This window comes from Bacillus sp. TSO22, assembly GCF_020223595.1.
GTDB classification, from domain to species: Bacteria; Bacillota; Bacilli; order Bacillales; family Bacillaceae; genus Bacillus; species Bacillus inaquosorum.
On the sequence record NZ_JAHAWO010000015.1, the window covers coordinates 1 to 22,272 of the forward strand.

General features: G+C 43.0%; 24 protein-coding genes and 2 riboswitches. Of the genes, 21 read left to right on the forward strand and 3 right to left on the reverse strand.

Going from position 1 to position 22,272, the window contains the following annotated elements; genetic code table 11:
- The first annotated feature begins 230 nt into the window (after nucleotides 1–230).
- A riboswitch (FMN riboswitch) is annotated at nucleotides 231–375 on the forward strand.
- 130 nt (nucleotides 376–505) lie between these two features.
- The 5 genes from ribD (at nucleotide 506) to ribT (ending at nucleotide 4,444) form a co-directional block, all read left to right on the forward strand.
- Nucleotides 506–1,591, forward strand: a complete 1,086-nt coding sequence (gene ribD / locus KHQ79_RS19505) for a bifunctional diaminohydroxyphosphoribosylaminopyrimidine deaminase/5-amino-6-(5-phosphoribosylamino)uracil reductase RibD (RefSeq protein ID WP_225516640.1) — start codon at nucleotides 506–508, stop codon at nucleotides 1,589–1,591.
- Between the two features lie 10 nt (nucleotides 1,592–1,601).
- Nucleotides 1,602–2,249 carry a riboflavin synthase subunit alpha gene (ribE, locus tag KHQ79_RS19510; protein ID WP_225516641.1) on the forward strand — a complete coding sequence of 216 codons (648 nt, stop codon included), beginning with the start codon at nucleotides 1,602–1,604 and terminating at the stop codon, nucleotides 2,247–2,249.
- Nucleotides 2,250–2,263: 14 nt separating this feature from the next.
- Nucleotides 2,264–3,460 (forward strand): bifunctional 3,4-dihydroxy-2-butanone-4-phosphate synthase/GTP cyclohydrolase II, encoded by a 1,197-nt coding sequence (locus KHQ79_RS19515; protein WP_225516642.1) that lies wholly within the window; start codon nucleotides 2,264–2,266, stop codon nucleotides 3,458–3,460.
- Between the two features lie 32 nt (nucleotides 3,461–3,492).
- Entirely contained in the window at nucleotides 3,493–3,957 is a 465-nt protein-coding gene (gene ribH / locus KHQ79_RS19520; protein WP_003223915.1) for a 6,7-dimethyl-8-ribityllumazine synthase, read from the forward strand.
- 112 nt (nucleotides 3,958–4,069) lie between these two features.
- A complete protein-coding gene (gene ribT / locus KHQ79_RS19525) occupies nucleotides 4,070–4,444 on the forward strand; it encodes a GNAT family N-acetyltransferase RibT (protein WP_003223910.1) in 375 nt (124 codons plus the stop codon).
- Between the two features lie 13 nt (nucleotides 4,445–4,457).
- Here ribT and KHQ79_RS19530 read toward each other — a convergent pair whose 3' ends face one another.
- Nucleotides 4,458–4,982 (reverse strand): DUF309 domain-containing protein, encoded by a 525-nt coding sequence (locus KHQ79_RS19530; RefSeq protein WP_225516643.1) that lies wholly within the window; start codon nucleotides 4,980–4,982, stop codon nucleotides 4,458–4,460.
- A 299-nt stretch (nucleotides 4,983–5,281) separates the two neighbouring features.
- On the opposite strand from KHQ79_RS19530, the gene scpA reads away from it, so the two are divergent.
- From scpA to aroD, 15 genes are all read left to right on the forward strand, one after another.
- Nucleotides 5,282–6,037 carry a segregation/condensation protein A gene (gene scpA, locus KHQ79_RS19535; RefSeq protein ID WP_004398201.1) on the forward strand — a complete coding sequence of 252 codons (756 nt, stop codon included), beginning with the start codon at nucleotides 5,282–5,284 and terminating at the stop codon, nucleotides 6,035–6,037.
- Nucleotides 6,027–6,620 carry an SMC-Scp complex subunit ScpB gene (gene scpB / locus KHQ79_RS19540; RefSeq protein ID WP_225516644.1) on the forward strand — a complete coding sequence of 198 codons (594 nt, stop codon included), beginning with the start codon at nucleotides 6,027–6,029 and terminating at the stop codon, nucleotides 6,618–6,620. The genes scpA and scpB overlap by 11 nt, the downstream gene beginning before the upstream one ends.
- Nucleotides 6,621–6,674: 54 nt before the next feature.
- Nucleotides 6,675–7,214 (forward strand): YpuI family protein, encoded by a 540-nt coding sequence (locus tag KHQ79_RS19545; protein WP_004398199.1) that lies wholly within the window; start codon nucleotides 6,675–6,677, stop codon nucleotides 7,212–7,214.
- Between the two features lie 122 nt (nucleotides 7,215–7,336).
- Complete coding sequence (gene dacB / locus KHQ79_RS19550) at nucleotides 7,337–8,485, forward strand: D-alanyl-D-alanine carboxypeptidase DacB (RefSeq protein WP_133487087.1); 1,149 nt, start codon at nucleotides 7,337–7,339, stop codon at nucleotides 8,483–8,485.
- Nucleotides 8,473–9,063, forward strand: coding sequence for a spore maturation protein SpmA (spmA, locus tag KHQ79_RS19555; protein WP_004398197.1), 591 nt, complete (start codon nucleotides 8,473–8,475; stop codon nucleotides 9,061–9,063). Before dacB ends, spmA begins: the two co-directional genes overlap by 13 nt.
- Before the next feature lie 4 nt (nucleotides 9,064–9,067).
- Nucleotides 9,068–9,604, forward strand: a complete 537-nt coding sequence (gene spmB / locus KHQ79_RS19560) for a spore maturation protein SpmB (RefSeq protein ID WP_003223896.1) — start codon at nucleotides 9,068–9,070, stop codon at nucleotides 9,602–9,604.
- Nucleotides 9,605–9,694: 90 nt separating this feature from the next.
- Nucleotides 9,695–10,429, forward strand: a complete 735-nt coding sequence (gene rluB, locus KHQ79_RS19565) for a 23S rRNA pseudouridine(2605) synthase RluB (RefSeq protein WP_004398195.1) — start codon at nucleotides 9,695–9,697, stop codon at nucleotides 10,427–10,429.
- Nucleotides 10,430–10,523: 94 nt separating this feature from the next.
- Nucleotides 10,524–11,063 (forward strand): thiol-disulfide oxidoreductase ResA, encoded by a 540-nt coding sequence (gene resA / locus KHQ79_RS19570; protein ID WP_019258785.1) that lies wholly within the window; start codon nucleotides 10,524–10,526, stop codon nucleotides 11,061–11,063.
- Nucleotides 11,060–12,688, forward strand: a complete 1,629-nt coding sequence (resB, locus tag KHQ79_RS19575) for a cytochrome c biogenesis protein ResB (RefSeq protein ID WP_060398925.1) — start codon at nucleotides 11,060–11,062, stop codon at nucleotides 12,686–12,688. The genes resA and resB overlap by 4 nt, the downstream gene beginning before the upstream one ends.
- A gap of 19 nt (nucleotides 12,689–12,707) precedes the next feature.
- Nucleotides 12,708–13,883 carry a cytochrome c biogenesis protein ResC gene (resC, locus tag KHQ79_RS19580; RefSeq protein WP_225516645.1) on the forward strand — a complete coding sequence of 392 codons (1,176 nt, stop codon included), beginning with the start codon at nucleotides 12,708–12,710 and terminating at the stop codon, nucleotides 13,881–13,883.
- A gap of 81 nt (nucleotides 13,884–13,964) precedes the next feature.
- A complete protein-coding gene (gene resD / locus KHQ79_RS19585; RefSeq protein ID WP_004398187.1) occupies nucleotides 13,965–14,687 on the forward strand; it encodes a DNA-binding response regulator ResD in 723 nt (240 codons plus the stop codon).
- A complete protein-coding gene (gene resE / locus KHQ79_RS19590) occupies nucleotides 14,684–16,453 on the forward strand; it encodes a sensor histidine kinase ResE (RefSeq protein WP_225516646.1) in 1,770 nt (589 codons plus the stop codon). Before resD ends, resE begins: the two co-directional genes overlap by 4 nt.
- A 203-nt stretch (nucleotides 16,454–16,656) precedes the next feature.
- Nucleotides 16,657–17,241, forward strand: coding sequence for an RNA polymerase sigma factor SigX (sigX, locus tag KHQ79_RS19595; RefSeq protein WP_004398184.1), 585 nt, complete (start codon nucleotides 16,657–16,659; stop codon nucleotides 17,239–17,241).
- Entirely contained in the window at nucleotides 17,177–18,286 is a 1,110-nt protein-coding gene (locus KHQ79_RS19600) for a GerMN domain-containing protein (protein WP_225516647.1), read from the forward strand. The genes sigX and KHQ79_RS19600 overlap by 65 nt, the downstream gene beginning before the upstream one ends.
- Nucleotides 18,287–18,398: 112 nt before the next feature.
- On the forward strand, nucleotides 18,399–19,166 hold the full coding sequence (gene aroD / locus KHQ79_RS19605; RefSeq protein ID WP_225516648.1) for a type I 3-dehydroquinate dehydratase: 768 nt from the start codon (nucleotides 18,399–18,401) through the stop codon (nucleotides 19,164–19,166).
- Nucleotides 19,167–19,208: 42 nt separating this feature from the next.
- Here aroD and serA read toward each other — a convergent pair whose 3' ends face one another.
- Entirely contained in the window at nucleotides 19,209–20,786 is a 1,578-nt protein-coding gene (gene serA / locus KHQ79_RS19610) for a phosphoglycerate dehydrogenase (protein WP_004398181.1), read from the reverse strand.
- Nucleotides 20,787–20,992: 206 nt separating this feature from the next.
- Nucleotides 20,993–21,127: riboswitch (FMN riboswitch) on the forward strand.
- 152 nt (nucleotides 21,128–21,279) lie between these two features.
- On the opposite strand from serA, the gene fmnP reads away from it, so the two are divergent.
- Nucleotides 21,280–21,852, forward strand: coding sequence for a riboflavin transporter FmnP (gene fmnP, locus KHQ79_RS19615; protein ID WP_004398177.1), 573 nt, complete (start codon nucleotides 21,280–21,282; stop codon nucleotides 21,850–21,852).
- Between the two features lie 38 nt (nucleotides 21,853–21,890).
- Here fmnP and KHQ79_RS19620 read toward each other — a convergent pair whose 3' ends face one another.
- Nucleotides 21,891–22,139 carry a ferredoxin gene (locus tag KHQ79_RS19620; RefSeq protein ID WP_003225461.1) on the reverse strand — a complete coding sequence of 83 codons (249 nt, stop codon included), beginning with the start codon at nucleotides 22,137–22,139 and terminating at the stop codon, nucleotides 21,891–21,893.
- Between the last annotated feature and the right edge of the window lie 133 nt (nucleotides 22,140–22,272).

Below are 22,272 nucleotides of genomic sequence, written 5' to 3' on the forward strand. Positions count from 1 at the left end.
CACTTCAACCGGATAACTCACTCTTGTCCCCATAGAAAAAACACCTCCAAGTCTAATTTCGGATAACAATCATCCGTATTCAAACTTGAAGGTGTTTTTATTTGTCTCATCTTATGGGGTCAGTCCCGATCGAAGGGTGTTTTTTTGTTTTTCTCAAATTGTAAGTTTATTTCATTGCGTCCTTTAAAAAGGATCGCTATAATAGCCATTAAGGACAAATGAATAAAGATTGTATCCTTCGGGGCAGGGTGGAAATCCCGACCGGCGGTAGTAAAGCGAATGCGCTTTAGAGCCCGTGACCCGTGTGCATAAGCGCGCGGTGGATTCAGTTTAAGCTGAAGCCGACAGTGAAAGTCTGGATGGGAGAAGGATGATGAGCCGCTATGCAAAAAGTTTAAATATGCATAGTGTTATTTCCTATTGCGTAAAATACCTAAAGCCCCGGATTTTTTATAAATTCGGGGCTTTTTTGACGGTAAATCAATAAAAGAGGGGAGGGAAACAAATGGAAGAGAATTATATGAAGCTGGCATTAGATCTTGCGAAGCAGGGCGAAGGACAGACCGAATCCAATCCGCTCGTTGGTGCTGTTGTGGTAAAGGACGGACAAATTGTCGGTATGGGCGCCCATTTAAAATACGGCGAAGCTCATGCAGAAGTTCATGCCATCCATATGGCAGGATCCCATGCAAAGGGTGCTGATATTTACGTTACACTCGAACCGTGCAGCCATTATGGAAAAACACCGCCATGCGCAGAACTGATTATCAACTCTGGTATCAAAAGAGTGTTTGTGGCGATGAGAGATCCTAACCCGCTTGTGGCTGGAAGAGGGATCAGCATGATTGAAGAAGCCGGTATTGAAGTAAAGGAAGGCATCCTGGCAGATCAGGCGGAGAAGCTGAATGAAAAATTTCTGCACTTCATGAGGACAGGCCTCCCTTACGTCACTCTAAAAGCTGCTGCAAGCCTTGATGGAAAGATAGCTACCAGCATGGGCGACAGCAAATGGATCACCTCAGAGGCCGCAAGACAGGATGCTCAGCAGTACAGGAAAACACACCAAAGCATTCTAGTCGGAGTTGGCACGGTGATAGCTGACGATCCAAGTTTAACCTGCAGGCTGCCGAATGTGACAAAACAGCCGGTTCGGGTAATACTTGATACCGCACTCTCGATTCCTGAGGACGCTCAAGTGATTTGCGATCAAGCAGCGCCGACATGGATTTTTACAACGGCACGAGCAGACGAGGAAAAGAAAAAACGGCTTTCAGCTTTCGGTGTGAACATATTTACGCTTGAAACTGAACGTATTCAAGTTCCCGATGTGCTGAAAATCCTTGCGGAAGAAGGTATCATGTCGGTGTATGTGGAAGGCGGATCAGCTGTTCACGGAAGCTTTGTCAAAGAAGGCTGTTTTCAAGAAATCATCTTCTATTTTGCCCCTAAACTAATCGGAGGATTGCATGCTCCCAGCTTAATCTCCGGTGAAGGTTTTCAATCAATGAAAGATGTCCCCTTATTACAATTCACTGATATAACCCAAATCGGCCGTGATATCAAACTGACGGCAAAACCGATAAACGAGTAGGATGGTGACCATGTTTACAGGAATAATTGAAGAAACAGGCACAATCGAATCCATGAAAAAAGCAGGGCATTCAATGGCCTTAACAATCAAATGCTCAAAAATTTTAGAGGATGTTCATCTGGGTGACAGCATTGCAGTTAACGGCATTTGTCTGACTGTCACTGATTTTACAAAGAATCAATTCACAGTGGATGTTATGCCTGAAACAGTCAAAGCTACATCACTGAATGATCTATCTAAAGGAAGCAAAGTAAATCTGGAAAGAGCGATGGCGGCAAACGGCCGTTTCGGAGGCCATTTTGTCTCAGGCCATGTCGACGGAACTGCTGAAATTACACGAATTGAAGAAAAAAGCAACGCAGTTTACTATGATTTAAAAATGGACCCGTCTTTAACAAAAACATTGGTCTTAAAGGGATCGATTACCGTGGACGGCGTGAGCTTAACAATATTCGGCCTGACAGAAGATACAGTGACAATTTCTCTAATACCGCATACCATCAGCGAAACGATTTTTTCAGAAAAAACGATCGGCTCTAAAGTGAATATCGAATGCGATATGATCGGAAAATATATGTATCGATTTTTGGATAAAGCCAATAAAAATAAGACCCAACAAACCATTACAAAAGCCTTCTTAAGCGAAAACGGCTTTTAGAGAGGAAGATTTGCATGTTTCATCCGATAGAAGAAGCACTAGACGCTTTAAAAAAAGGCGAAGTCATCATAGTTGTAGATGATGAAGACAGAGAAAATGAAGGAGACTTTGTGGCTCTTGCCGAGCATACAACTCCAGAAGTCATTAACTTTATGGCAACACACGGAAGAGGGCTGATTTGCACGCCGCTTAGTGAGGAAATCGCAGACAAGCTGGATCTTCACCCCATGGTTGAGCATAATACAGATTCTCACCATACTGCATTTACGGTAAGTATTGACCATCGTAATACGAAAACGGGTATCAGTGCTCAAGAAAGATCTTTTACCGTTCAAGCATTGCTGGACAGTAAATCCGTGCCGTCTGATTTTCAGCGTCCGGGGCATATTTTTCCGCTGATTGCGAAAAAAGGAGGTGTCCTGAAAAGAGCGGGCCATACAGAAGCTGCTGTTGACCTTGCCGAAGCCTGCGGATCTCAAGGAGCCGGCGTCATTTGTGAAATTATGAATGAAGACGGAACAATGGCAAGAGTGCCTGAGCTTATTGAAATTGCAAAAAAGCACAAATTAAAAATGATCACCATTAAAGATTTGATTCAATACCGTTACAATTTAACAACACTAGTCGAGCGTGAAGTCGACATTACACTCCCTACTGATTTTGGCACATTTAAGGTTTACGGTTACACAAATGAGGTAGACGGAAAAGAGCATGTCGCATTTGTGATGGGAGATGTGCCATTCGGAGAAGAACCGGTATTGGTCCGGGTGCATTCAGAATGTCTCACAGGTGACGTGTTTGGGTCTCATCGCTGTGACTGCGGCCCGCAGCTGCACGCCGCGCTGACGCAAATTGCCGCAGAAGGCCGGGGAGTGCTCTTGTACTTGCGCCAAGAAGGCCGAGGCATCGGTTTAATCAATAAATTAAAAGCTTATAAGCTTCAGGAACAAGGCTATGACACCGTAGAAGCCAACGAAGCGCTCGGATTCTTGCCTGACCTTCGCAACTATGGCATTGGTGCACAAATTTTACGCGACCTCGGTGTGCGGAATATGAAGCTTTTGACGAATAATCCGCGTAAAATTGCCGGCCTTGAAGGCTACGGACTCAGTATTTCAGAAAGAGTGCCGCTTCAAATGGAGGCAAAAGAACACAATAAAAAATATTTGCAAACCAAAATGAACAAGCTGGGTCATTTACTTCATTTCTAATCACAAATATCACAAAAAAGGATGGGAATCATATGAATATCATACAAGGAAATTTAGTTGGTACAGGTCTTAAAATCGGAATCGTAGTAGGAAGATTTAATGATTTTATTACAAGCAAGCTGCTGAGCGGTGCAGAAGATGCGTTACTCAGACATGGCGTAGACACAAATGATATCGATGTGGCTTGGGTTCCAGGCGCATTTGAAATTCCGTTTGCTGCGAAAAAAATGGCCGAAACAAAAAAATATGACGCCATCATCACATTGGGCACTGTCATCAGAGGCGCGACAACACATTACGATTATGTCTGCAATGAAGCTGCCAAAGGCATCGCGCAAGCAGCAAACACTACAGGCGTGCCTGTCATCTTTGGAATTGTGACAACTGAAAACATCGAACAGGCAATTGAGCGTGCCGGCACAAAAGCGGGCAACAAAGGTGTAGATTGTGCTGTTTCTGCCATAGAAATGGCAAATTTAAACCGTTCATTTGAATAATTTGCTGAAAACAGTTTAAAAATATGGCGAAAATGATATAATGTGAGAAAACGGATCACCTATTCGTATCCGTTAATAGCAGACTGGACATTTTGGATATAGAGGGGTTTTTATGTTAATTCGTTATAAAAAATCGTTTGAAAAGATTGCGATGGGACTTCTTTCGTTCATGCCGAATGAAAAAGACCTTAAGCAGCTTCAGCAGACAATTAAGGACTACGAAACGGATACAGACCGCCAGCTCTTTCTTTGGAAAGAGGACGAGGATATCGTCGGAGCAATCGGAGTCGAAAAAAAGGATTCTGAGGTTGAAATCCGGCATATCAGTGTGAATCCTTCTCATCGCCATCAAGGAATCGGAAAACAGATGATGGATGCTCTAAAGCATTTATTCAAAACGCAGGTACTGGTTCCGAATGAATTAACGCAGAGCTTTTTCGAACGTTGTCAAGGTCAGCAGGATCAAGACATTTCATACAATAATTAAGCAGAGGCTGTAATCAGCCTCTGCTTTTTTTTCTCCGTTCTATTTCTTTTTCACGTTCAAGGATGACGTCAGTCCGATCCCGCAAACGGTGCTTGTCGATAAGAAATGTATCAGTGAGTGTGCTGGGCTGCCCCCATGTGTACTCCTTTTTCTTGCATTCAACGCGACATGCTTCCTCAAGCTTCTCATCTTTGATCGGCAGCATGATGCTTTTATAGGAAGAGCCCGTTTCGATTTGTTCGTAAACCGACTGCATAAGCTCGAGTAAACGGCTATGATCAAGCCCCAAGCATTCGACCGCTTGTTTTTCCGCTTGAAGAATCCGGATGCTGTTCGCCATCAGTCTTTTTGCCCCGGCAGTATTCTTCCTTCTGTGATGATACAAAGCGACCGCAAGCTGGATGAAACCGACCCAATACATTTTTCGTTGGTTTGGAGGATCGTCCTTCCAATATTCTTCTAATATTTCATGGCATTCAAAATAATCCCGCGACGCGTGAAATTCAACGAGATAATCAATATAAGCTTTCGGGTACAAGATGCTTCCTCCTTTAATCTGCCTTTAGTGTAACACAGGAAGGTTAAAAGGAAAAAGAACGCCCAGCCCTGGCTGCTTCTTTGTTTTAGCACGACAATGCAAAGGAAACCGCCGCTAAGTCTTTTTTCTCCTACCTTCTTTGCTATGGTCTGAGCGAATATTTCCTGTTTTGAATATTCTGTACAAACCGCTTCAAAACAGGAAATGAAATAGTATTGGACGAGAGCTTTTTGGTGGCTTATACTAAAGGGTAGCCAGTTTATCCGGCAATGAGAGTGATACTTGAAAATGGTGAGATGATGGAAGAATATCAAGTGAAAATTGATACGTTTGAGGGCCCATTGGACCTGCTGCTTCATTTAATCAATCGTCTTGAAATTGACATATATGATATACCTGTGGCGAAGATCACTGAACAATATTTATTATATGTACATACGATGCGTGTGCTTGAGCTCGATATTGCCAGCGAGTATTTGGTCATGGCTGCCACGCTGCTCAGCATTAAAAGCAGAATGCTGCTCCCGAAGCAAGAGGAGGAGCTTTTTGAAGATGAATTACTTGAAGAAGAAGATCCGCGGGAAGAATTGATTGAAAAGCTGATTGAGTATAGAAAATATAAAGATGCGGCGAAGGATTTAAAAGAACGGGAAGAAGAAAGACAAAAATCGTTCACGAAACCGCCGAGTGATTTGAGCGAATATGCAAAAGAAGTAAAGCAGTCTGAGCAAAAGCTCTCTGTCACGGTCTATGATATGATCGGGGCTTTTCAAAAAGTGCTCAAACGCAAAAAAATAACAAGGCCGATGGAAACAACAATTACAAGACAGGAAATACCAATCGAAGACAGAATGAACGAAATTGTGCACAGCCTGAAATCAAGAGGAACGAGAATCAACTTTATGGATCTGTTTCCGTATGAGCAAAAAGAACATTTGGTAGTGACCTTTCTAGCCGTTCTCGAGCTGATGAAAAATCAGCTGGTTCTCATTGAACAGGAGCACAATTTTTCAGATATTTACATTACGGGGAGTGAATCCATTCATGGGGCTTGATATCGTGAATTGGAAAGCTATAGTGGAAGCCCTTCTTTATGCGGCAGGCGATGAAGGGCTCACAAAAAAGCAGCTGTTAACAGTGCTTGAAATCGAAGAGCCTGAACTGAACACCATTATGGCGGATGTAGCAGATGAATACCGCGGGGATACAAGGGGCATTGAACTTATTGAATATGCAGATACGTATATGCTCTCTACCAAAAAAGACTTTGCGCCGTACTTGAAAAAACTGATTGAAGTGCCGTCAAAGGGCCTTTCTCAAGCATCTTTAGAAGTGCTGGCCATCGTTTCATATAAACAGCCGATTACAAGAGCAGAAATTGAAGAAATCAGAGGCGTAAAATCAGAGCGGATTTTACACAGCCTCGTTGCGAAGGCGCTATTGTGTGAAATCGGGCGGGCTGACGGTCCGGGGAGGGCTATTTTATACGGCACAACGCCGACTTTTCTTGAGCAATTTGGTCTGAAAACGCTGGACGAGCTTCCGCCGCTTCCTGAAAATGCGGAAGAAGACGTTCTTCAAGAAGAAGCAGATTTATTTTTTGAAAACTTTAACCAAACCTTCGAAGATATAAAATAGAAGTTTAATGAATCGCGCTTTTTCATCATCATAAGATATAAGGAAGAAGCTATCATGAAAGAAGCAAAATGTGAGAGACAAAGACATGAGGGGAAGATACCAAACGAAATGGGACATTCGATTGTGCGAGTGCAGACTCAAAAAACAGGCGAATTCTTATCAATGGTTGTCAATACCGTTAACGATTATCTAAATCAAACGACGCTGGAGTCCTTACAGGCTGAATTGCCTATTGAGAAAGGATACTGCTGTGATGTGCTGAGCACTCTGAGAAGAATGGCAGTATTTTGTGAAGGAGGCGCAGAAGCGTGCCGCCGTCTCTTGATGCAGGAGCCTTTTCAGGATGCCAGAGCGGAGAAAACACTGTACAATGTGTATCACCAATGCATTGAAGAGTTCTTTATGCCGAAAAAAGACACGTGGTGTGAAAATAGCCGGGCGTCTTATACGGGGGTCAGTGCAATTGAGTTTTACCATGCTGTTCCTGCGTCGCTTGAGCAATTATTATTGCCGTTGAGCGCAGCCTTTCTGAAGATGAGAGAAGAGCTGGCTCATTACGAAGCGTCCGGATCAAGCATGGCGCCAATCAGATAACGTTTACTCTCCCTTTTTCAGGGAGAGTTTTTTTATGTTTGTCCGCCGTTATATAATTGTTATTCATAACTGATGGACATGCGCATAAACTTGTACAAACCACCACAAGGACGTGAGCAAACATGCGCATTTTCAAAAAAGCAGTCTTCATGGTCATGATTTTTTTTCTATTTGCAAATGTAAATGTGAACACAGCACATGCGGCTATAGATGTTAGTGCAAAAAGCGCGATAGTAATTGATGGAGATTCAGGCAGAGTGTTATTTGCCAAGGGTGAGCATGAAAAAAGGCGGATTGCAAGCATCACAAAAATCATGACGGCCGTTCTCGCCATTGAATCCGGCAAAATGGGTGAAACTGTGACGGTTTCGGCAAATGCTGTCAGAACAGAAGGCTCTGCCATTTATTTAACGGAAGGGCAAAAAGTGAAATTAAAAGATCTTGTGTATGGCCTGATGCTGAGATCAGGAAACGACGCCGCTGTTGCGATTGCCGAGCATGTCGGGGGCAGCCTCGATGGATTTGTTTATATGATGAATCAAAAAGCCGAGCAGCTTGGTATGGAGAATACCCGTTTTCAAAACCCGCACGGATTGGACGACCATGAAAACCATTATTCAACAGCCTATGACATGGCCATCTTAACAAAATACGCTATGAAGTTGAAAGACTATCAAAAAATTTCAGGCACAAAAATATACAAAGCAGAAACGATGGAAAGTGTCTGGAAAAACAAAAATAAACTGCTGACCATGCTTTATCGATACAGCACAGGAGGAAAAACAGGCTATACAAAACTTGCAAAACGGACACTGGTCTCAACAGCCTCAAAGGACGGCATTGACCTGATCGCCGTTACCATAAATGACCCTGACGATTGGGATGATCATATGAATATGTTTAACTATGTGTTTGATCATTATCAAACCTATTTAATCGCGAAAAAAGGGGACATTCCAAAGCTGAAAGGCACATTTTATGAATCTAAGGCTTTTATCAAACGTGACATCACCTACTTGCTAACCGAAGAGGAAAAAGAAGATGTCAAAATTAGAACCACGCTGCTTAAGCCGAAAAAAGCATGGGAGAAAGATGTATCAAAAATTCCCGACATCGTAGGACACATGAAGATCATGTTCAACGATGAAACCATCGCAAAAGTGCCGATCTATTATGAAAATGAACGACATCAAAAACCGAAAAAACAATTTTTTGAAACGTTTAAATCCATCTTTCTGAATGCGGCTGGCGGGGCAAAATGGTCAATATAATTTGGGTCAGCTTAACTGTGATCGGACTTGTTTTTGCGATGTGCAACGGAACTCTGCAAGATGTAAATGAAGCCGTGTTTAAGGGTGCGAAGGAAGCCGTTACAATCTCATTCGGACTGATGAGCGTGCTTGTTTTCTGGCTTGGCTTAATGAAAATAGCCGAGCAGGCGGGGCTTTTGGATATTTTCAGCCGGATGTGCAGGCCTTTTATATCTAAGCTTTTTCCTGATATACCGCCGGATCACCCGGCGATGGGCTACATTTTATCTAATCTCATGGCGAACTTCTTCGGCCTCGGGAATGCGGCAACTCCGCTTGGCATTAAAGCAATGGAGCAAATGAAAAAGCTGAATGGAAACCGATCGGAAGCAAGCCGGTCGATGATTACTTTTTTAGCTGTCAATACGTCCTGCATCACGCTCATTCCGACAACGGTGATTGCTGTTCGAATGGCCTATTCCTCCAAAACGCCGACAGATATTGTCGGACCGAGCATTTTAGCGACACTCATTTCTGGAATCGGCGCCATTATCATTGACCGGTATTTTTATTACCGCCGCAAAAAGAAGGGAAGGTGAGCGGATGGAAATCATCAACTGGCTGTCTTTAGCCATGATTCCGATCATTATTGCCGGAATTCTTCTTTATGGAACAATCAAAAAGGTTCCCACATATGAGTCGTTTGTTGAAGGCGGAAAAGAAGGGATAGAAATCGCTTTTTCCATTATCCCCTACTTAGTCGGAATGCTTGTCGCCATTACAGTTTTCAGATCATCAGGCGCGCTTGATTTTATAATGGACCTTTTAAAACCGGTTTTCTCCGCTATCGGCATCCCTGCTGAGGTGGTTCCGCTTGCGCTGATCCGCCCGATCTCTGGTACGGCCGCACTCGGCATGACGACAGATTTAATTGCAGTATACGGGCCCGATTCCTTTATCGGCAGGCTGGCTTCCGTCATGCAGGGATCAACAGATACCACGCTTTACGTACTGACTGTGTATTTCGGAGCGGTCGGCATTAAAAAAATGGGTGATGCGTTAAAGGTGGGACTTCTTGCTGATTTAATCGGTGTAGTTGCATCTATCATCATCGTTACGTTATTATTTGGGAGCGCCTGAAAACGGCGTTTTTTTGGATTTGGCACAGAAATTTGAAAAAGCTTGTTTGTTAAGGTTGAAAAAAGTAAGATAATACTTGAGGTGAAAGACATGGAAAGACTGCAAAAAGTAATTGCTCATGCCGGAGTTGCATCGCGCAGAAAGGCAGAAGAGCTGATTAAAGAAGGAAAAGTAAAGGTGAACGGCAAAGTAATAACAGAGCTTGGTGTTAAGGTCACCGGTTCTGATCAGATTGAGGTAAACGGGTTAAAGGTTGAACGCGAAGAGCCGGTTTACTTTCTCTTATATAAACCAAGAGGCGTTATTTCTGCAGCCCAAGATGACAAAGGGCGCAAAGTCGTGACGGACTTTTTTAAAGAAATCCCGCAGCGCATTTACCCGATTGGGCGTCTGGATTATGATACGAGCGGTCTTTTGCTGTTAACCAATGACGGCGAGTTTGCCAATAAACTGATGCACCCTAAGTATGAAATAGATAAAACATACGTGGCGAAGGTGAAAGGCATCCCGCCTAAAGAGCTGCTCAGAAAGCTGGAGCGCGGAATTAGGCTTGAAGAAGGCAAAACGGCTCCTGCTAAAGCGAAGCTGCTGTCTTTGGATAAGAAAAAGCAAACAAGCATTATTCAGCTGACCATCCATGAAGGACGCAACAGACAGGTGCGCCGCATGTTCGAAGCGATCGGGCATGAAGTAATCAAGCTGAAGCGTGAAGAATACGCGTTTTTAAACCTGCGAGGCTTGCACACGGGAGATGCCAGAGAGCTGACGCCGCATGAAGTTAAAAGACTTAGAGCGCTGGCGGAGCACGGTAAAAACGCTTTCTAAATTTCACATAACCTTCAAAAAGTAAGAAATGTGAAATGAACGTGCAATGATATAATTGAATGGATCTGCAATAGGGGGAAGGGGGCAGTGGACAATGAAGAAAAAAAGGCGTTTATTCATTCGGACCGGCATCCTTCTCGTTTTAATCTGTGCACTTGGCTATACAATTTACAACGCTGTATTTGCCGGCAAAGAGAGTATATCCGAAGGGTCCGACGCACCGAATTTTGTCCTTGAAGATACGAATGGGAAACGTATCGAGCTCAGTGACTTAAAAGGGAAAGGCGTTTTTTTGAATTTCTGGGGTACATGGTGTGAACCGTGCAAGAAAGAATTTCCTTATATGGCGAACCAATATAAGCATTTTAAAGACCAAGGTATTGAAGTTGTCGCGGTAAATGTTGGGGAGTCAAAGATAGCAGTACATAATTTTATGAAATCCTACGGAGTCAATTTTCCGGTTGTTCTGGATACAGATCGCCAAGTGCTTGATGCCTATGACGTATCTCCGCTTCCGACAACCTTTTTAATCAATCCGGAAGGAAAAGTTGTCAAGGTGGTGACCGGCACTATGACAGAAAGCATGATCCATGATTATATGAATCTGATAAAACCCGGAGAGACTTCGGGATGAAGCAAGTTAAATGTGAATGCGGACATGTAAACCCGGTCGGAACCGTTCTATGTGAATCGTGCGGAAGAGCTCTCCAGGAAACCCAGCCTCCGCTTGCTGATATGAGATATGACGGAAGCGCAAGGCGTTCACAAACCTATAACAAAACGATCATTGATAAAATTTGGAATTTCTTTTCTTCGGTTAAGGTGGGAATATGGCTTATCGTCATAACCCTTGCCGCATCAGCGTTCGGCACCATTTTTCCCCAAGAAGCCTATTTGCCTCCGGGCGCACAGGCTGATACCTATTACAAAGAGCAGTACGGCACGTTCGGCCAGCTTTATTATTTGCTTGGGTTTCATCATTTATATGGCTCCTGGTGGTATTTGCTGCTCATTGCCTCGATCGGCATTTCACTCGTGATTTGCAGCCTCGACCGGGTCATTCCGTTGTACAGAGCGTTAAAAAACCAAGGTGTCCGCAGGAGTCCTGCTTTTTTAAGAAGGCAGCGCTTGTTCAGTGAAACGGATACTGTACTTAACGGAGAAGCAAAAGAAAAGATTGTTGCTCTTTTAAAGAAAAAGCATTATAGAATCAGAGAAAAAGAGGGCAGCATTCTTGCCGAAAAAGGGCGTTTTTCCCGCTGGGGCCCGTATGTCAACCACATTGGATTGATTATCTTTCTGATCGGTGCAATGCTGAGATTTGTGCCTGGCATGTACGTCGATGAGACGCTTTGGGTTAGAGAAGGCGAAACCGCAGCCATTCCGGGAACAGACGGAAAATATTATTTGAAAAACAATCAATTCAGCGTAGAGACCTATAACAGCAAAACGGAAAAAAAGGTATTCGCAGATGCGATTGACAGAGTCGGGGACGGGAAAGTGGCAAAGAACTTTCAAACAGATGCCGTACTCTACAAGAGAGAAGGAAAAATTGTTTATGGTGAGAAGCCGAAGCTGAAAAAAGTAACAGAAGAGGACATTCGTGTCAATCAGCCGCTGCGTTTTGATTCTTTTTCCGTTTACCAGGTGGATTATAAAGAGAATCAGCTTGATCAAATGGTGTTTCAGCTGATAGACAAAAAAACAAAAAAATCCTTTGGGAGCTTAAAGGTCAACCTTCTGGATCCAGATTCGGTTTATGATCTTGGCAACGGTTACAAAGTGGAAATCGCCAGCTACCTGCCAGACTTCTATTTTAATCAGGACGGAGAGCCGAGCACGAAAACAAAGATCCCTAACAATCCGGCTTTTGTCTTTAATATCATAACGCCGGACAAACCGAAGGGTGAGAAAAGCTTTGTCGCCATCCAAGAAACAATCGAAGGCTCAGACAGCAATAAATATAAGCTGAAATTTGACCATGTCGAAACGAAAAACATTACCGGACTCACAGTCAGAAAGGATCTGACACTCTGGGTGCTTGCTGTCGGCGGAGCCATTTTTATGATCGGTGTTATTCAGGGTATGTACTGGCAGCACCGAAGAATCTGGCTTCACTCACAGGATGGCGCAGTCATGGTGGCAGGGCATACGAATAAAAACTGGTATGGCCTGAAGAAGGATTTAGCCTTTGTATTGGCTGATTCCGGACTGACTGAACCGGAGGACCAAAAAGAATTAATCAAAACACAGAAATAGGCGAAAAGGGAGTGATGTCATGGCGGAGCTGAGCGGAAATTTTCTTTATGCGGCCTTTCTTGTGTATTTAATCGCTGTCCCGATTTTCGGCGGGGCCATACGCGGAAATAAAGGTAAAAAGGGCAAGCCTAACCGATGGGCCAACATTGGAATCACCCTTACTATTATCGGTTTTCTCTGCCATCTGGGATATTTCATCACAAGGTGGGCTGCCAGCGGCCATGCACCAGTCAGCAATATGTTTGAATTCACCACCGCCTTTGGCATGATGCTTGTTTTGGCGTTTATTATTCTTTATTTTATCTACAGATTGCCTTCATTAGGTCTGTTTACGCTGTCAATCGCTTTATTGCTGATTGCTTACGCCAGCATGTTTCCGAGGGATATCTCGCCCTTAATTCCGTCGCTGCAGAGCAATTGGCTGTATATTCACGTAACAACAGCAGCGCTTGGGCAAGCTATACTTGCTATCAGCTTTGTCGCAGGTGTCATCTTTCTTTTGAAGCATGTAGACCAGACAAAACCAAGCAAAAAAACGTTCTGGCTTGAAGCGATTATGTTTATCCTGGTCACAACCGTCGCCTTTATTGCGATCACATCGGCATTTCGTCTTGCAGGCTATGAAGCGGAGTTTAACTGGGTGGATAAAAATAAAGAAAAAAGTGTGATGGTGTACGAAATGCCTGCACTTGTCGGCCCGCATCAGGGAGAGCTTTTGACCGAGGGGAGAATGGAGCCGCTTGCTGAGCTTCCCGCCCTTTTCTCAGGCAGAAAGGTGAACACCGTCATTTGGTCATTTGGAGCAGGCCTTGTTTTGTACGGAGTTCTTCGTCTGATCATCAGAAAAAGAATCAGCGCTCTATTACATCCGCTGGTGAAAAACGTCAATCTTGATCTGGTGGATGAAGTTGGCTACAGGGCCGTTTCGATCGGATTTCCAATCTTTACGCTCGGGGCGCTGATCTTTGCGATGATTTGGGCTCAGCTCGCGTGGACCAGATTTTGGGGCTGGGACCCGAAGGAAGTATGGGCGCTGATCACGTTTTTGTTCTATGCCGCTTACTTGCATTTAAGACTGTCAAGAGGCTGGCACGGTGAGAAGTCAGCATGGCTGGCCGTAATCGGTTTTGCTATTATTATGTTTAATTTAATATTCGTAAATCTAGTGCTTGCCGGACTTCATTCTTATGCATAGTCCTAAGAAAGCGACACAGTTCTCAAACTTTCTCACGATTTGATAAAATGAAAGTAACAGAAGGAAAGCAGGGGGAAAACGATGGACCAAACGAACGAAACCAAAATATTAGTAGTTGATGACGAAGCCAGAATTCGCCGCCTTTTAAGAATGTATCTTGAACGTGAAAATTATGTCATAGACGAAGCGGAAAATGGTGATGAAGCCATTGCCAAAGGGCTTGAAGCCAATTATGACTTAATTTTGCTTGATCTGATGATGCCGGGGACTGACGGAATTGAAGTGTGCCGGCAAGTTCGTGAAAAAAAAGCGACACCAATTATCATGCTGACCGCAAAAGGAGAAGAAGCAAACCGGGTGCAGGGGTTTGAAGCGGGAACAGATGATTATATTGTCAAGCCGTTCAGCCCGAGAGAAGTCGTGCTGCGGGTAAAGGCCCTTTTGAGAAGAGCATCCCAAACCTCTTATTTCAATGCCAATACACCGACGAAAAATGTGCTCGTGTTTTCACATCTGTCCATTGACCATGATGCTCACCGTGTAACGGCTGATGGAACAGAAGTAAGTCTGACGCCGAAAGAGTATGAGCTCCTATACTTCTTAGCGAAAACACCTGATAAAGTGTATGATCGGGAAAAGCTGCTGAAAGAAGTGTGGCAATATGAGTTTTTTGGTGATCTGCGGACAGTAGACACTCACGTCAAACGATTGAGAGAAAAACTGAATAAGGTATCTCCGGAAGCTGCGAAAAAAATTGTCACCGTATGGGGTGTAGGCTATAAATTTGAGGTAGGCGCTGAATGAAATTTTGGAAAAGCGTAGTAGGCAAGCTGTGGTTTACGATCCTTTCACTCGTCTTGATCGTATTATTCATTTTGACGGTTCTTTTGCTCGAATTTATTGAAAATTATCATGTGGAAGAGGCCGAGAATGATTTAACACAGCTTGCGAATAAAGTTGCTGTCATCATAGAAAATCACGAGGACCAGGCACTGGCAAGATCAATCACTTGGGAGCTCGCTGATAACTTAACAAGCATTGCCATCATTCAGGATGAGAAAAAGTATTGGTATTCTCCGAATGATAAAAATCGCCTGTCGTCCATTACGGTTGAGCAAATACAGCGTGACAAAGACTTAAATAATGCTCTCCAAGATCATAAAAAAGTAAGCAAACGAACGGTGCTGAGCAATACAGACACGGATAATGAACGCCTGATTGTAGGTGTCCCGTATGAAAAAGACGGAAAGAAAGGCATGGTCTTTTTATCCCAGTCTTTGCTTGCCGTTAAAGATACAACAAAACACACGACACGCTATATCTTTCTGGCCGCGGGGATTGCGATTGTACTGACAACGTTTTTCGCTTTCTTTTTATCAAGCAGGGTCACGTATCCGCTTCGGAAAATGAGAGAGGGCGCACAAGACTTGGCGAAAGGCAAGTTCGATACAAAAATCCCGATTCTAACTCAGGATGAAATCGGTGAACTGGCAACCGCTTTTAATCAAATGGGCCGGCAGCTTAACTTTCATATTAATGCGCTCAATCAAGAAAAAGAACAGCTTTCTAACATTTTGAGCAGTATGGCTGACGGGGTTATTACCATTAATATTGACGGTACGATTCTTGTGACAAACCCGCCGGCTGAACGTTTTCTTCAGGCTTGGTATTATGAGCAGAATATGAATATCAAAGAAGGCGATAACCTTCCGCCTGAAGCAAAAGAACTGTTCCAAAACGCTGTTAGCACTGAAAAAGAACAAATGATTGAGATGACGTTGCAAGGCAGATCATGGGTGCTCTTGATGTCGCCGCTTTATGCGGAATCGCATGTCAGAGGAGCGGTTGCCGTGCTGCGCGACATGACTGAAGAACGCCGCCTTGATAAGCTGCGTGAAGATTTTATCGCAAATGTCAGCCATGAGCTGAGAACACCGATTTCCATGCTTCAGGGATACAGTGAAGCAATTGTCGATGACATTGCAAGCTCCGAGGAAGACCGGAAAGAAATTGCCCAGATCATTTATGATGAATCGCTGCGAATGGGCCGCTTAGTCAATGATTTGCTTGATTTAGCCCGAATGGAATCAGGCCATACAGGCTTGCATTACGAAAATATCAACGTCAATGAATTTTTAGAGAAGATCATTCGGAAATTTTCCGGCGTTGCTAAAGAAAAAAATATTGCTTTACATCAAGATATTTCTCTCACAGAAGAGGAGTTTATGTTTGATGAAGACAAGATGGAGCAGGTATTTACCAATTTGATCGATAACGCGCTGCGGCATACTTCATCCGGGGGCAGTGTTTCCATTGCAGTCCATTCTGTGAAGGATGGATTGAAAATTGATATCAAAGACTCTGGATCCGGCATACCGGAAGAAGACCTGCCATTTATCTTTGAGCGGTTCTATAAGGCAGATAAAGCGCGGACAAGAGGCAGAGCAGGAACCGGGCTTGGGCTGGCTATCGTTAAAAATATCGTAGAAGCCCACAACGGTTCGATTACGGTGCACAGCCGAATGGATAAAGGAACGACATTTACATTTTATATTCCGACAAAACTATAAAATTCGGTCTGAATTTGCCGAAGAATCTTGTTCCATAAGAAACACCCGCTGATTAAGCGGGTGTTTTTTTAAAAGCCAATATTAATAAAATTTAAGGATATGTTAATATAAATTCCCTTCCAAATTCCAGTTTCTCGTAATATAGTTGTAATGTAACTTTTCAAGCTATTAATACGACAAAAAAGTGAACGGAGGGGTTTCAAATGGAAGAAACCTTTCAATTGTTATATGAAACATATCATCAAGATTTGTATCAATTTTTATTTTATATGGTAAAGGATAAAAGCCAGGCAGAAGATCTTCTTCAGGAGGTTTATATCCGGGTATTAAATTCTTACCATACGTTTGAAGGAAGAAGCAGTGAAAAAACATGGCTTTTGTCGATCGCACGCCATGTTGCGATAGACTGGTTCCGTAAACAGCAGACGATCAGACAGCGTATACTCGGCACGTTTGATTGGGATACACAGGATGTCAGAGATCAGCAATTGCTTCCGGACGAACTTGCGGTTCAACATGAGAATGTCCGGGAAATTTATGCTGCGCTTGATCAATGCACGATCGATCAAAGAGCTGTGATTATCTTGCGGTTTATTCAGGGATATTCAATTCAGGAAACAGCCAATGCTCTGCGCTTCTCGGAAAGCAAAGTAAAAACGACCCAACACAGAGGGCTCAAAGTACTTCGGAAACATATGGAGCTTTTGAGGGAGGAGCTAATGGATGATGAAGTCAGATTGGAACGAAGAACAGATAAAGGAGTTGTTAAGTCAACTTCCGGCAGTTAAAGACCATCGTTCGCCTCAGGATATTTACAAGCTGCTGACGATGGCTAAAAGCAAAAAAAAGCCCGCTGTTAGGTGGATTGGCCCCGCGTGTGCCACTGCAATTGCGGTTTATATCGCCTTCATTATTTCTCCTCATTTCTTTGATCAGGCACAACCTCAACAAAAAGATGCGTCCCAAGAGAACGCTGTGACGAAAACTGAGACAGCAGACAGCCCAAAAGCTGCATTATCCCTGGATCAGACATCGTTTGTTGTTCCTGAAAAGGAACAGAACAATTACACCACTGTAGCGATTGCTGATGCCGAAACATCCGCAATTATACCCATCAGCATCAAAAAAACAAACGCAGACCAAACGATACAGGATATGCTGTCTAAAAGTAGTGAATTGGATATCCTTGATCATCCTATTACGATTCCATCCTTCATAGATGAAGTAGAGATAAAGGAAAAACCAAAGCAAAAGGAATTAAGTATACGAGTCCATCAGCTCATTACGGCTTTTTCTGTAAAAGATGATACACTGTTAAAAAAACTGCTGAAAGAATCCTTAAAGTGGAGTCCTTATGAAAAAATAAAATTTTTATCGGATCAAAAAAATGAGGACGGTGCCGTTATTGGTTCATATGGCACTTTTACGGAAATTCCTATTCCAAAACAGTCGAAAAGAGCCTACTACTTGTACCAAAATAAACAAGGACAAGACTTTCTCGTTCCGTCAGAAAAAACATTCGATACAGTAAAAGAAGCGGTTAAGGAAATGGAATCGAGCAGCCAAAAAGATACAACACCTCTTATTCAGGAGGGGGCTGTCCAATCTGTAACGAAGAAACAGAAACACTTATATATCCACTTCTCAAAAGACTCAGAAGTTGAGGATTCTATTGCCGGTATTTTAATGCTTGAGGGACTACTTTTAACAGCAAAGGAGTTTGGTTTTACAGAAGTGACCTTTACGGAAACCAGAACAAAAAAAATCGGCAGATATGACGTATCAGATGCTATTCCGGTACCAGCTGCTCCAAATCCGATTTCCATAAACTAAAAAAGGGCCCTTTCAGGCTCTTTTTTAGTTGCTTTGCATATAATAAAAATTTTCAAAAAATAGTTGTGCGTGTATAATAAAACAAGGTAACGATTGAAAGGATTTGAGACGAGTGAACGTGTTAACAATCAAAGGAGTTTCCATCGGAGAAGGGATGCCGAAAATTATCGTTCCGCTGATGGGAAAAACGGAAAAACAAATTTTGAATGAAGCAGAAGCTGTAAAATTGCTGAATCCGGACATAGTGGAGTGGCGAGTCGACGTTTTTGAAAAAGCAAATGACGTAGAAGCCGTCACAAAAATGATTTCTAAGCTTCGGGAGTCTTTAGCGGACAAGCTGTTTCTATTTACATTCAGAACCCATAAAGAAGGAGGGAGCATGGAAATGGACGAAAGCTCCTATCTTGCTTTGCTGGAGGCGGCAGTCCAAACAAAAAACATCGATCTTATTGACATTGAATTATTTTCAGGAGATGCAAATGTGAAAGCGTTAGTATCGCTGGCGGAAGAAAACAATGTTTATGTGGTGATGTCGAATCATGATTTTGAGAAAACGCCTGAGAAAGATGAGATTCTTTCGAGGCTTCGGAAAATGCAGGATTTAGGGGCGCATATTCCAAAAATGGCTGTCATGCCGAATGATACAGGAGATCTCTTAACGCTGCTTGATGCGACGTATACAATGAATACAAAATATGCAGACCGTCCAATCATTACAATGTCAATGGCTGGAACAGGACTGATCAGCAGGCTGAGCGGTGAGGTTTTTGGATCAGCTTGCACTTTTGGGGCGGGAGAAGAGGCGTCGGCACCTGGTCAGATACCTGTTTCTGAGCTGAGGAGTGTCTTAGACATTTTGCACAAAAACATACGAGTATAGAACAATAAAAAAACTCAAGCTATACAGCTTGAGTTTTTTTGATTATGGAAGGTCAATGAGCTTTACAGACACAATATCAGGAACATCTGTTAGTTCTTTCACAATTTTATCTTCCAGATGTCTGTCAAAGGAAAGCATCATGATGGCTTCTCCGCCTTTTTCTTTACGGCCAACCTGCATGGTTGCAATGTTAATATCGTTATCTCCGAGAATACGTCCTACTCGGCCGATGACACCTGTTGTATCCCGATGCTGGATATATACCAAGTGACCCGTCGGATAAAAATCGATATTAAATCCGTTGATCTCGACAATACGCTCTCCGAAATGTGGAATATACGTAGCCGTCACAGTAAAGGTGCTGCGGTCTCCTGTCACTTTTACGCTGATGCAGTTATCGTATCCAGATTCAGAAGAGGAAATTTTTTCACTGAAGCTGATGCCGCGTTCTTTTGCGACACCCCCGGCATTGACTTCGTTAACAGTTGAGTCAACGCGCGGTTTTAAAAAGCCTGACAGTAGGCTTTTTGTAATAAACGATGTTTCAAGTTTGGCAATTGTGCCTTCGTATTGAATGGCAACATCCTGTACCGGCTCTTTCATGCATTGGGATACGAGGCTGCCAATTTTTCCTGCGATTTGATGGTAAGGCTTAATCTTAGCGAATTCATCTTTTGTCATGGCAGGCAGGTTGATAGCTGACATCACAGGAAGACCTTTTGCGAACTGCAGAACTTCTTCTGACACTTGAGCCGCGACATTCAGCTGAGCTTCTTTAGTCGATGCTCCCAAGTGAGGAGTGGCAATGACTAATGGATGATCAACGAGTTTATTGTCAACTGGCGGTTCAACTTCAAAAACGTCAAGCGCCGCTCCGGCAACATGCCCGTTTTCCAAAGCTTCGAGAAGTGCTGCTTCATCGATAATACCGCCTCGCGCACAGTTAATTAAGCGAACACCTTTTTTCGTTTTTGCAATCGTTTCTTTATTCAATAAGCCTTTTGTTTCTTTCGTTAAAGGCGTGTGTACGGTAATAATATCCGCGCTTTCAAGCACTTCTTCAAATGTACGGCTGTTTACGCCGATTTTTTTTGCTCTTTCTTCAGTTAAGAAGGGATCAAAAACGTGAACGGTCATACCGAACGCTCTCGCACGCTGTGCGATTTCGCTTCCGATTCGGCCTAATCCGACAATCCCAAGTGTTTTTCCGTAAAGCTCTGAACCGACATAAGCTGTGCGGTTCCACTCTCTGGATTTCACTGAGATATTAGCTTGAGGAATGTGTCTCATTAAAGAAGAGATCATCGCAAATGTATGCTCAGCTGTCGAAATGGTGTTGCCGTTTGGAGCGTTAATCACGATTACCCCGTGTTTAGTCGCTTCGTCAATGTCGATATTATCTACACCGACACCGGCTCTTCCGACAATTTTTAAAGAAGTCATTTTTTTGAAAAGGTCTTCTGTTACTTTTGTCGCGCTCCGCACCAAAAGAGCATCAAAAGTATGTAATTCATTCTCTGCATCTGCTACGTTTTTTTGAACGATTTCAATAAAGTCTGATTCAATAAGTGGTTGTAAGCCGTCGTTGCTCATTTTGTCTGAGACCAATACTCGAAACATCGTTAGATTTCCTCCTAAATTGACAAACTAAATATCTGATAATTTAACATATTCTCAATAGAGTGTCAACGTGTATTGACGCAGTAAAGGATAAAAGGAAAGCTTGAAAATCAATGTTTTTACAGCTTTCAAGTATTATATATAATTTGAAGCAATTCTCTATACAGCCAACCAGTTATCGTTTATAATGGAACTAAATTCATATGATCAATCTTCGGGGCAGGGTGAAATTCCCTACCGGCGGTGATGAGCCGATGGCTCTAAGCCCGCGAGCTGTTTTTACAGCAGGATTCGGTGAGATTCCGGAGCCGACAGTATAGTCTGGATGGGAGAAGATGGAGGTTCATAAGCGTTTTGAAATTAGATTTTCAAACGTTTCTTTGCCTAGCCTAATTTTCGAAACCCCGCTTTTATATATGAAGCGGTTTTTTTATTGGCTGGAAAAGAACCTTTCCGTTTTCGAGTAAGATGTGATCGAAAAGGAGAGAGTAAAGTGAAAGTAAAAAAATTAGTTGTGATTAGTATGCTGAGCAGCATTGCATTTGTTTTGATGCTGTTAAATTTCCCGTTTCCGGGTCTTCCGGATTATTTAAAAATTGATTTTAGCGATGTGCCCGCTATTATTGCCATTCTGATTTACGGACCTTTGGCGGGTATTGCCGTAGAGGCGATAAAAAACGTTCTTCAATATATCATTCAAGGAAGCATGGCCGGAGTTCCTGTAGGACAAATTGCGAATTTTATCGCAGGAACACTCTTTATATTGCCGACTGCTTTCTTATTTAAAAAGCTGAACTCAGCAAAGGGCTTGGCTGTCAGTCTGCTTCTGGGAACTGCAGCGATGACAATTTTAATGAGTATTTTAAATTATGTTCTGATTCTTCCGGCGTACACGTGGTTTTTACATTCACCGGCATTATCTGACAGCGCGCTGAAAACAGCGGTCGTCGCAGGTATCCTGCCGTTTAACATCATAAAAGGCATTGTGATTACAATAGTATTCTCACTTATTTTCATCAAGCTTAAGCCATGGATTGAACAGCAGCGAAGCGCGCATATCCATTAAATAAAAAAAGCTCCCGCAGGGGAGCTTTTTTGTTACTTCTATTCAAATTTAAGCGGGTCGCCTTCAAATGGCTCATCCGCCACTTTGATGGAATCAGTAGGGCATCCTTCAAATGCATCAATCATATCTTCTTCCAGTACCTCAGGAACTTCGACAACGCCTTTGTTTTCATCAAGCGTTACGAACGCGATGCCTTCATCATCGTAATCGTAAATGTCTGGTGCAGCAGCTCCGCAAGCGCCGCATGCAATACATGTATCTTTGTCTACGATTGTGTACTTTGCCATGAATAAAACCTCCCAGATTGTTCTTGGTGGAACAAATGGATCAATCTTTATATTTAATCAATTTAACACCTATTCCTCTTACTTATTGTAATGATGTTGCTGCCACATTTCAACAGAAAAATGATTGAGAATG

Bases quoted from the DNA above. Each gene is read 5' to 3' on its own strand.
- KHQ79_RS19600 (WP_225516647.1), top strand. From the start codon at position 17,177: ATGATGAAGTCAGATTGGAACGAAGAACAGATAAAGGAGTTGTTAAGT.
- resE (WP_225516646.1), top strand. From the start codon at position 14,684: ATGAAATTTTGGAAAAGCGTAGTAGGCAAGCTGTGGTTTACGATCCTT.
- ribH (WP_003223915.1), top strand. From the start codon at position 3,493: ATGAATATCATACAAGGAAATTTAGTTGGTACAGGTCTTAAAATCGGA.
- scpB (WP_225516644.1), top strand. From the start codon at position 6,027: ATGGGGCTTGATATCGTGAATTGGAAAGCTATAGTGGAAGCCCTTCTT.
- sigX (WP_004398184.1), top strand. From the start codon at position 16,657: ATGGAAGAAACCTTTCAATTGTTATATGAAACATATCATCAAGATTTG.
- resC (WP_225516645.1), top strand. From the start codon at position 12,708: ATGGCGGAGCTGAGCGGAAATTTTCTTTATGCGGCCTTTCTTGTGTAT.
- spmA (WP_004398197.1), top strand. From the start codon at position 8,473: ATGGTCAATATAATTTGGGTCAGCTTAACTGTGATCGGACTTGTTTTT.
- KHQ79_RS19515 (WP_225516642.1), top strand. From the start codon at position 2,264: ATGTTTCATCCGATAGAAGAAGCACTAGACGCTTTAAAAAAAGGCGAA.
- KHQ79_RS19545 (WP_004398199.1), top strand. From the start codon at position 6,675: ATGAAAGAAGCAAAATGTGAGAGACAAAGACATGAGGGGAAGATACCA.
- ribD (WP_225516640.1), top strand. From the start codon at position 506: ATGGAAGAGAATTATATGAAGCTGGCATTAGATCTTGCGAAGCAGGGC.
- resB (WP_060398925.1), top strand. From the start codon at position 11,060: ATGAAGCAAGTTAAATGTGAATGCGGACATGTAAACCCGGTCGGAACC.
- serA (WP_004398181.1), bottom strand. From the start codon at position 20,786: ATGTTTCGAGTATTGGTCTCAGACAAAATGAGCAACGACGGCTTACAA.
- ribT (WP_003223910.1), top strand. From the start codon at position 4,070: ATGTTAATTCGTTATAAAAAATCGTTTGAAAAGATTGCGATGGGACTT.
- ribE (WP_225516641.1), top strand. From the start codon at position 1,602: ATGTTTACAGGAATAATTGAAGAAACAGGCACAATCGAATCCATGAAA.
- dacB (WP_133487087.1), top strand. From the start codon at position 7,337: ATGCGCATTTTCAAAAAAGCAGTCTTCATGGTCATGATTTTTTTTCTA.
- resD (WP_004398187.1), top strand. From the start codon at position 13,965: ATGGACCAAACGAACGAAACCAAAATATTAGTAGTTGATGACGAAGCC.
- rluB (WP_004398195.1), top strand. From the start codon at position 9,695: ATGGAAAGACTGCAAAAAGTAATTGCTCATGCCGGAGTTGCATCGCGC.
- KHQ79_RS19620 (WP_003225461.1), bottom strand. From the start codon at position 22,139: ATGGCAAAGTACACAATCGTAGACAAAGATACATGTATTGCATGCGGC.
- resA (WP_019258785.1), top strand. From the start codon at position 10,524: ATGAAGAAAAAAAGGCGTTTATTCATTCGGACCGGCATCCTTCTCGTT.
- scpA (WP_004398201.1), top strand. From the start codon at position 5,282: ATGGAAGAATATCAAGTGAAAATTGATACGTTTGAGGGCCCATTGGAC.
- spmB (WP_003223896.1), top strand. From the start codon at position 9,068: ATGGAAATCATCAACTGGCTGTCTTTAGCCATGATTCCGATCATTATT.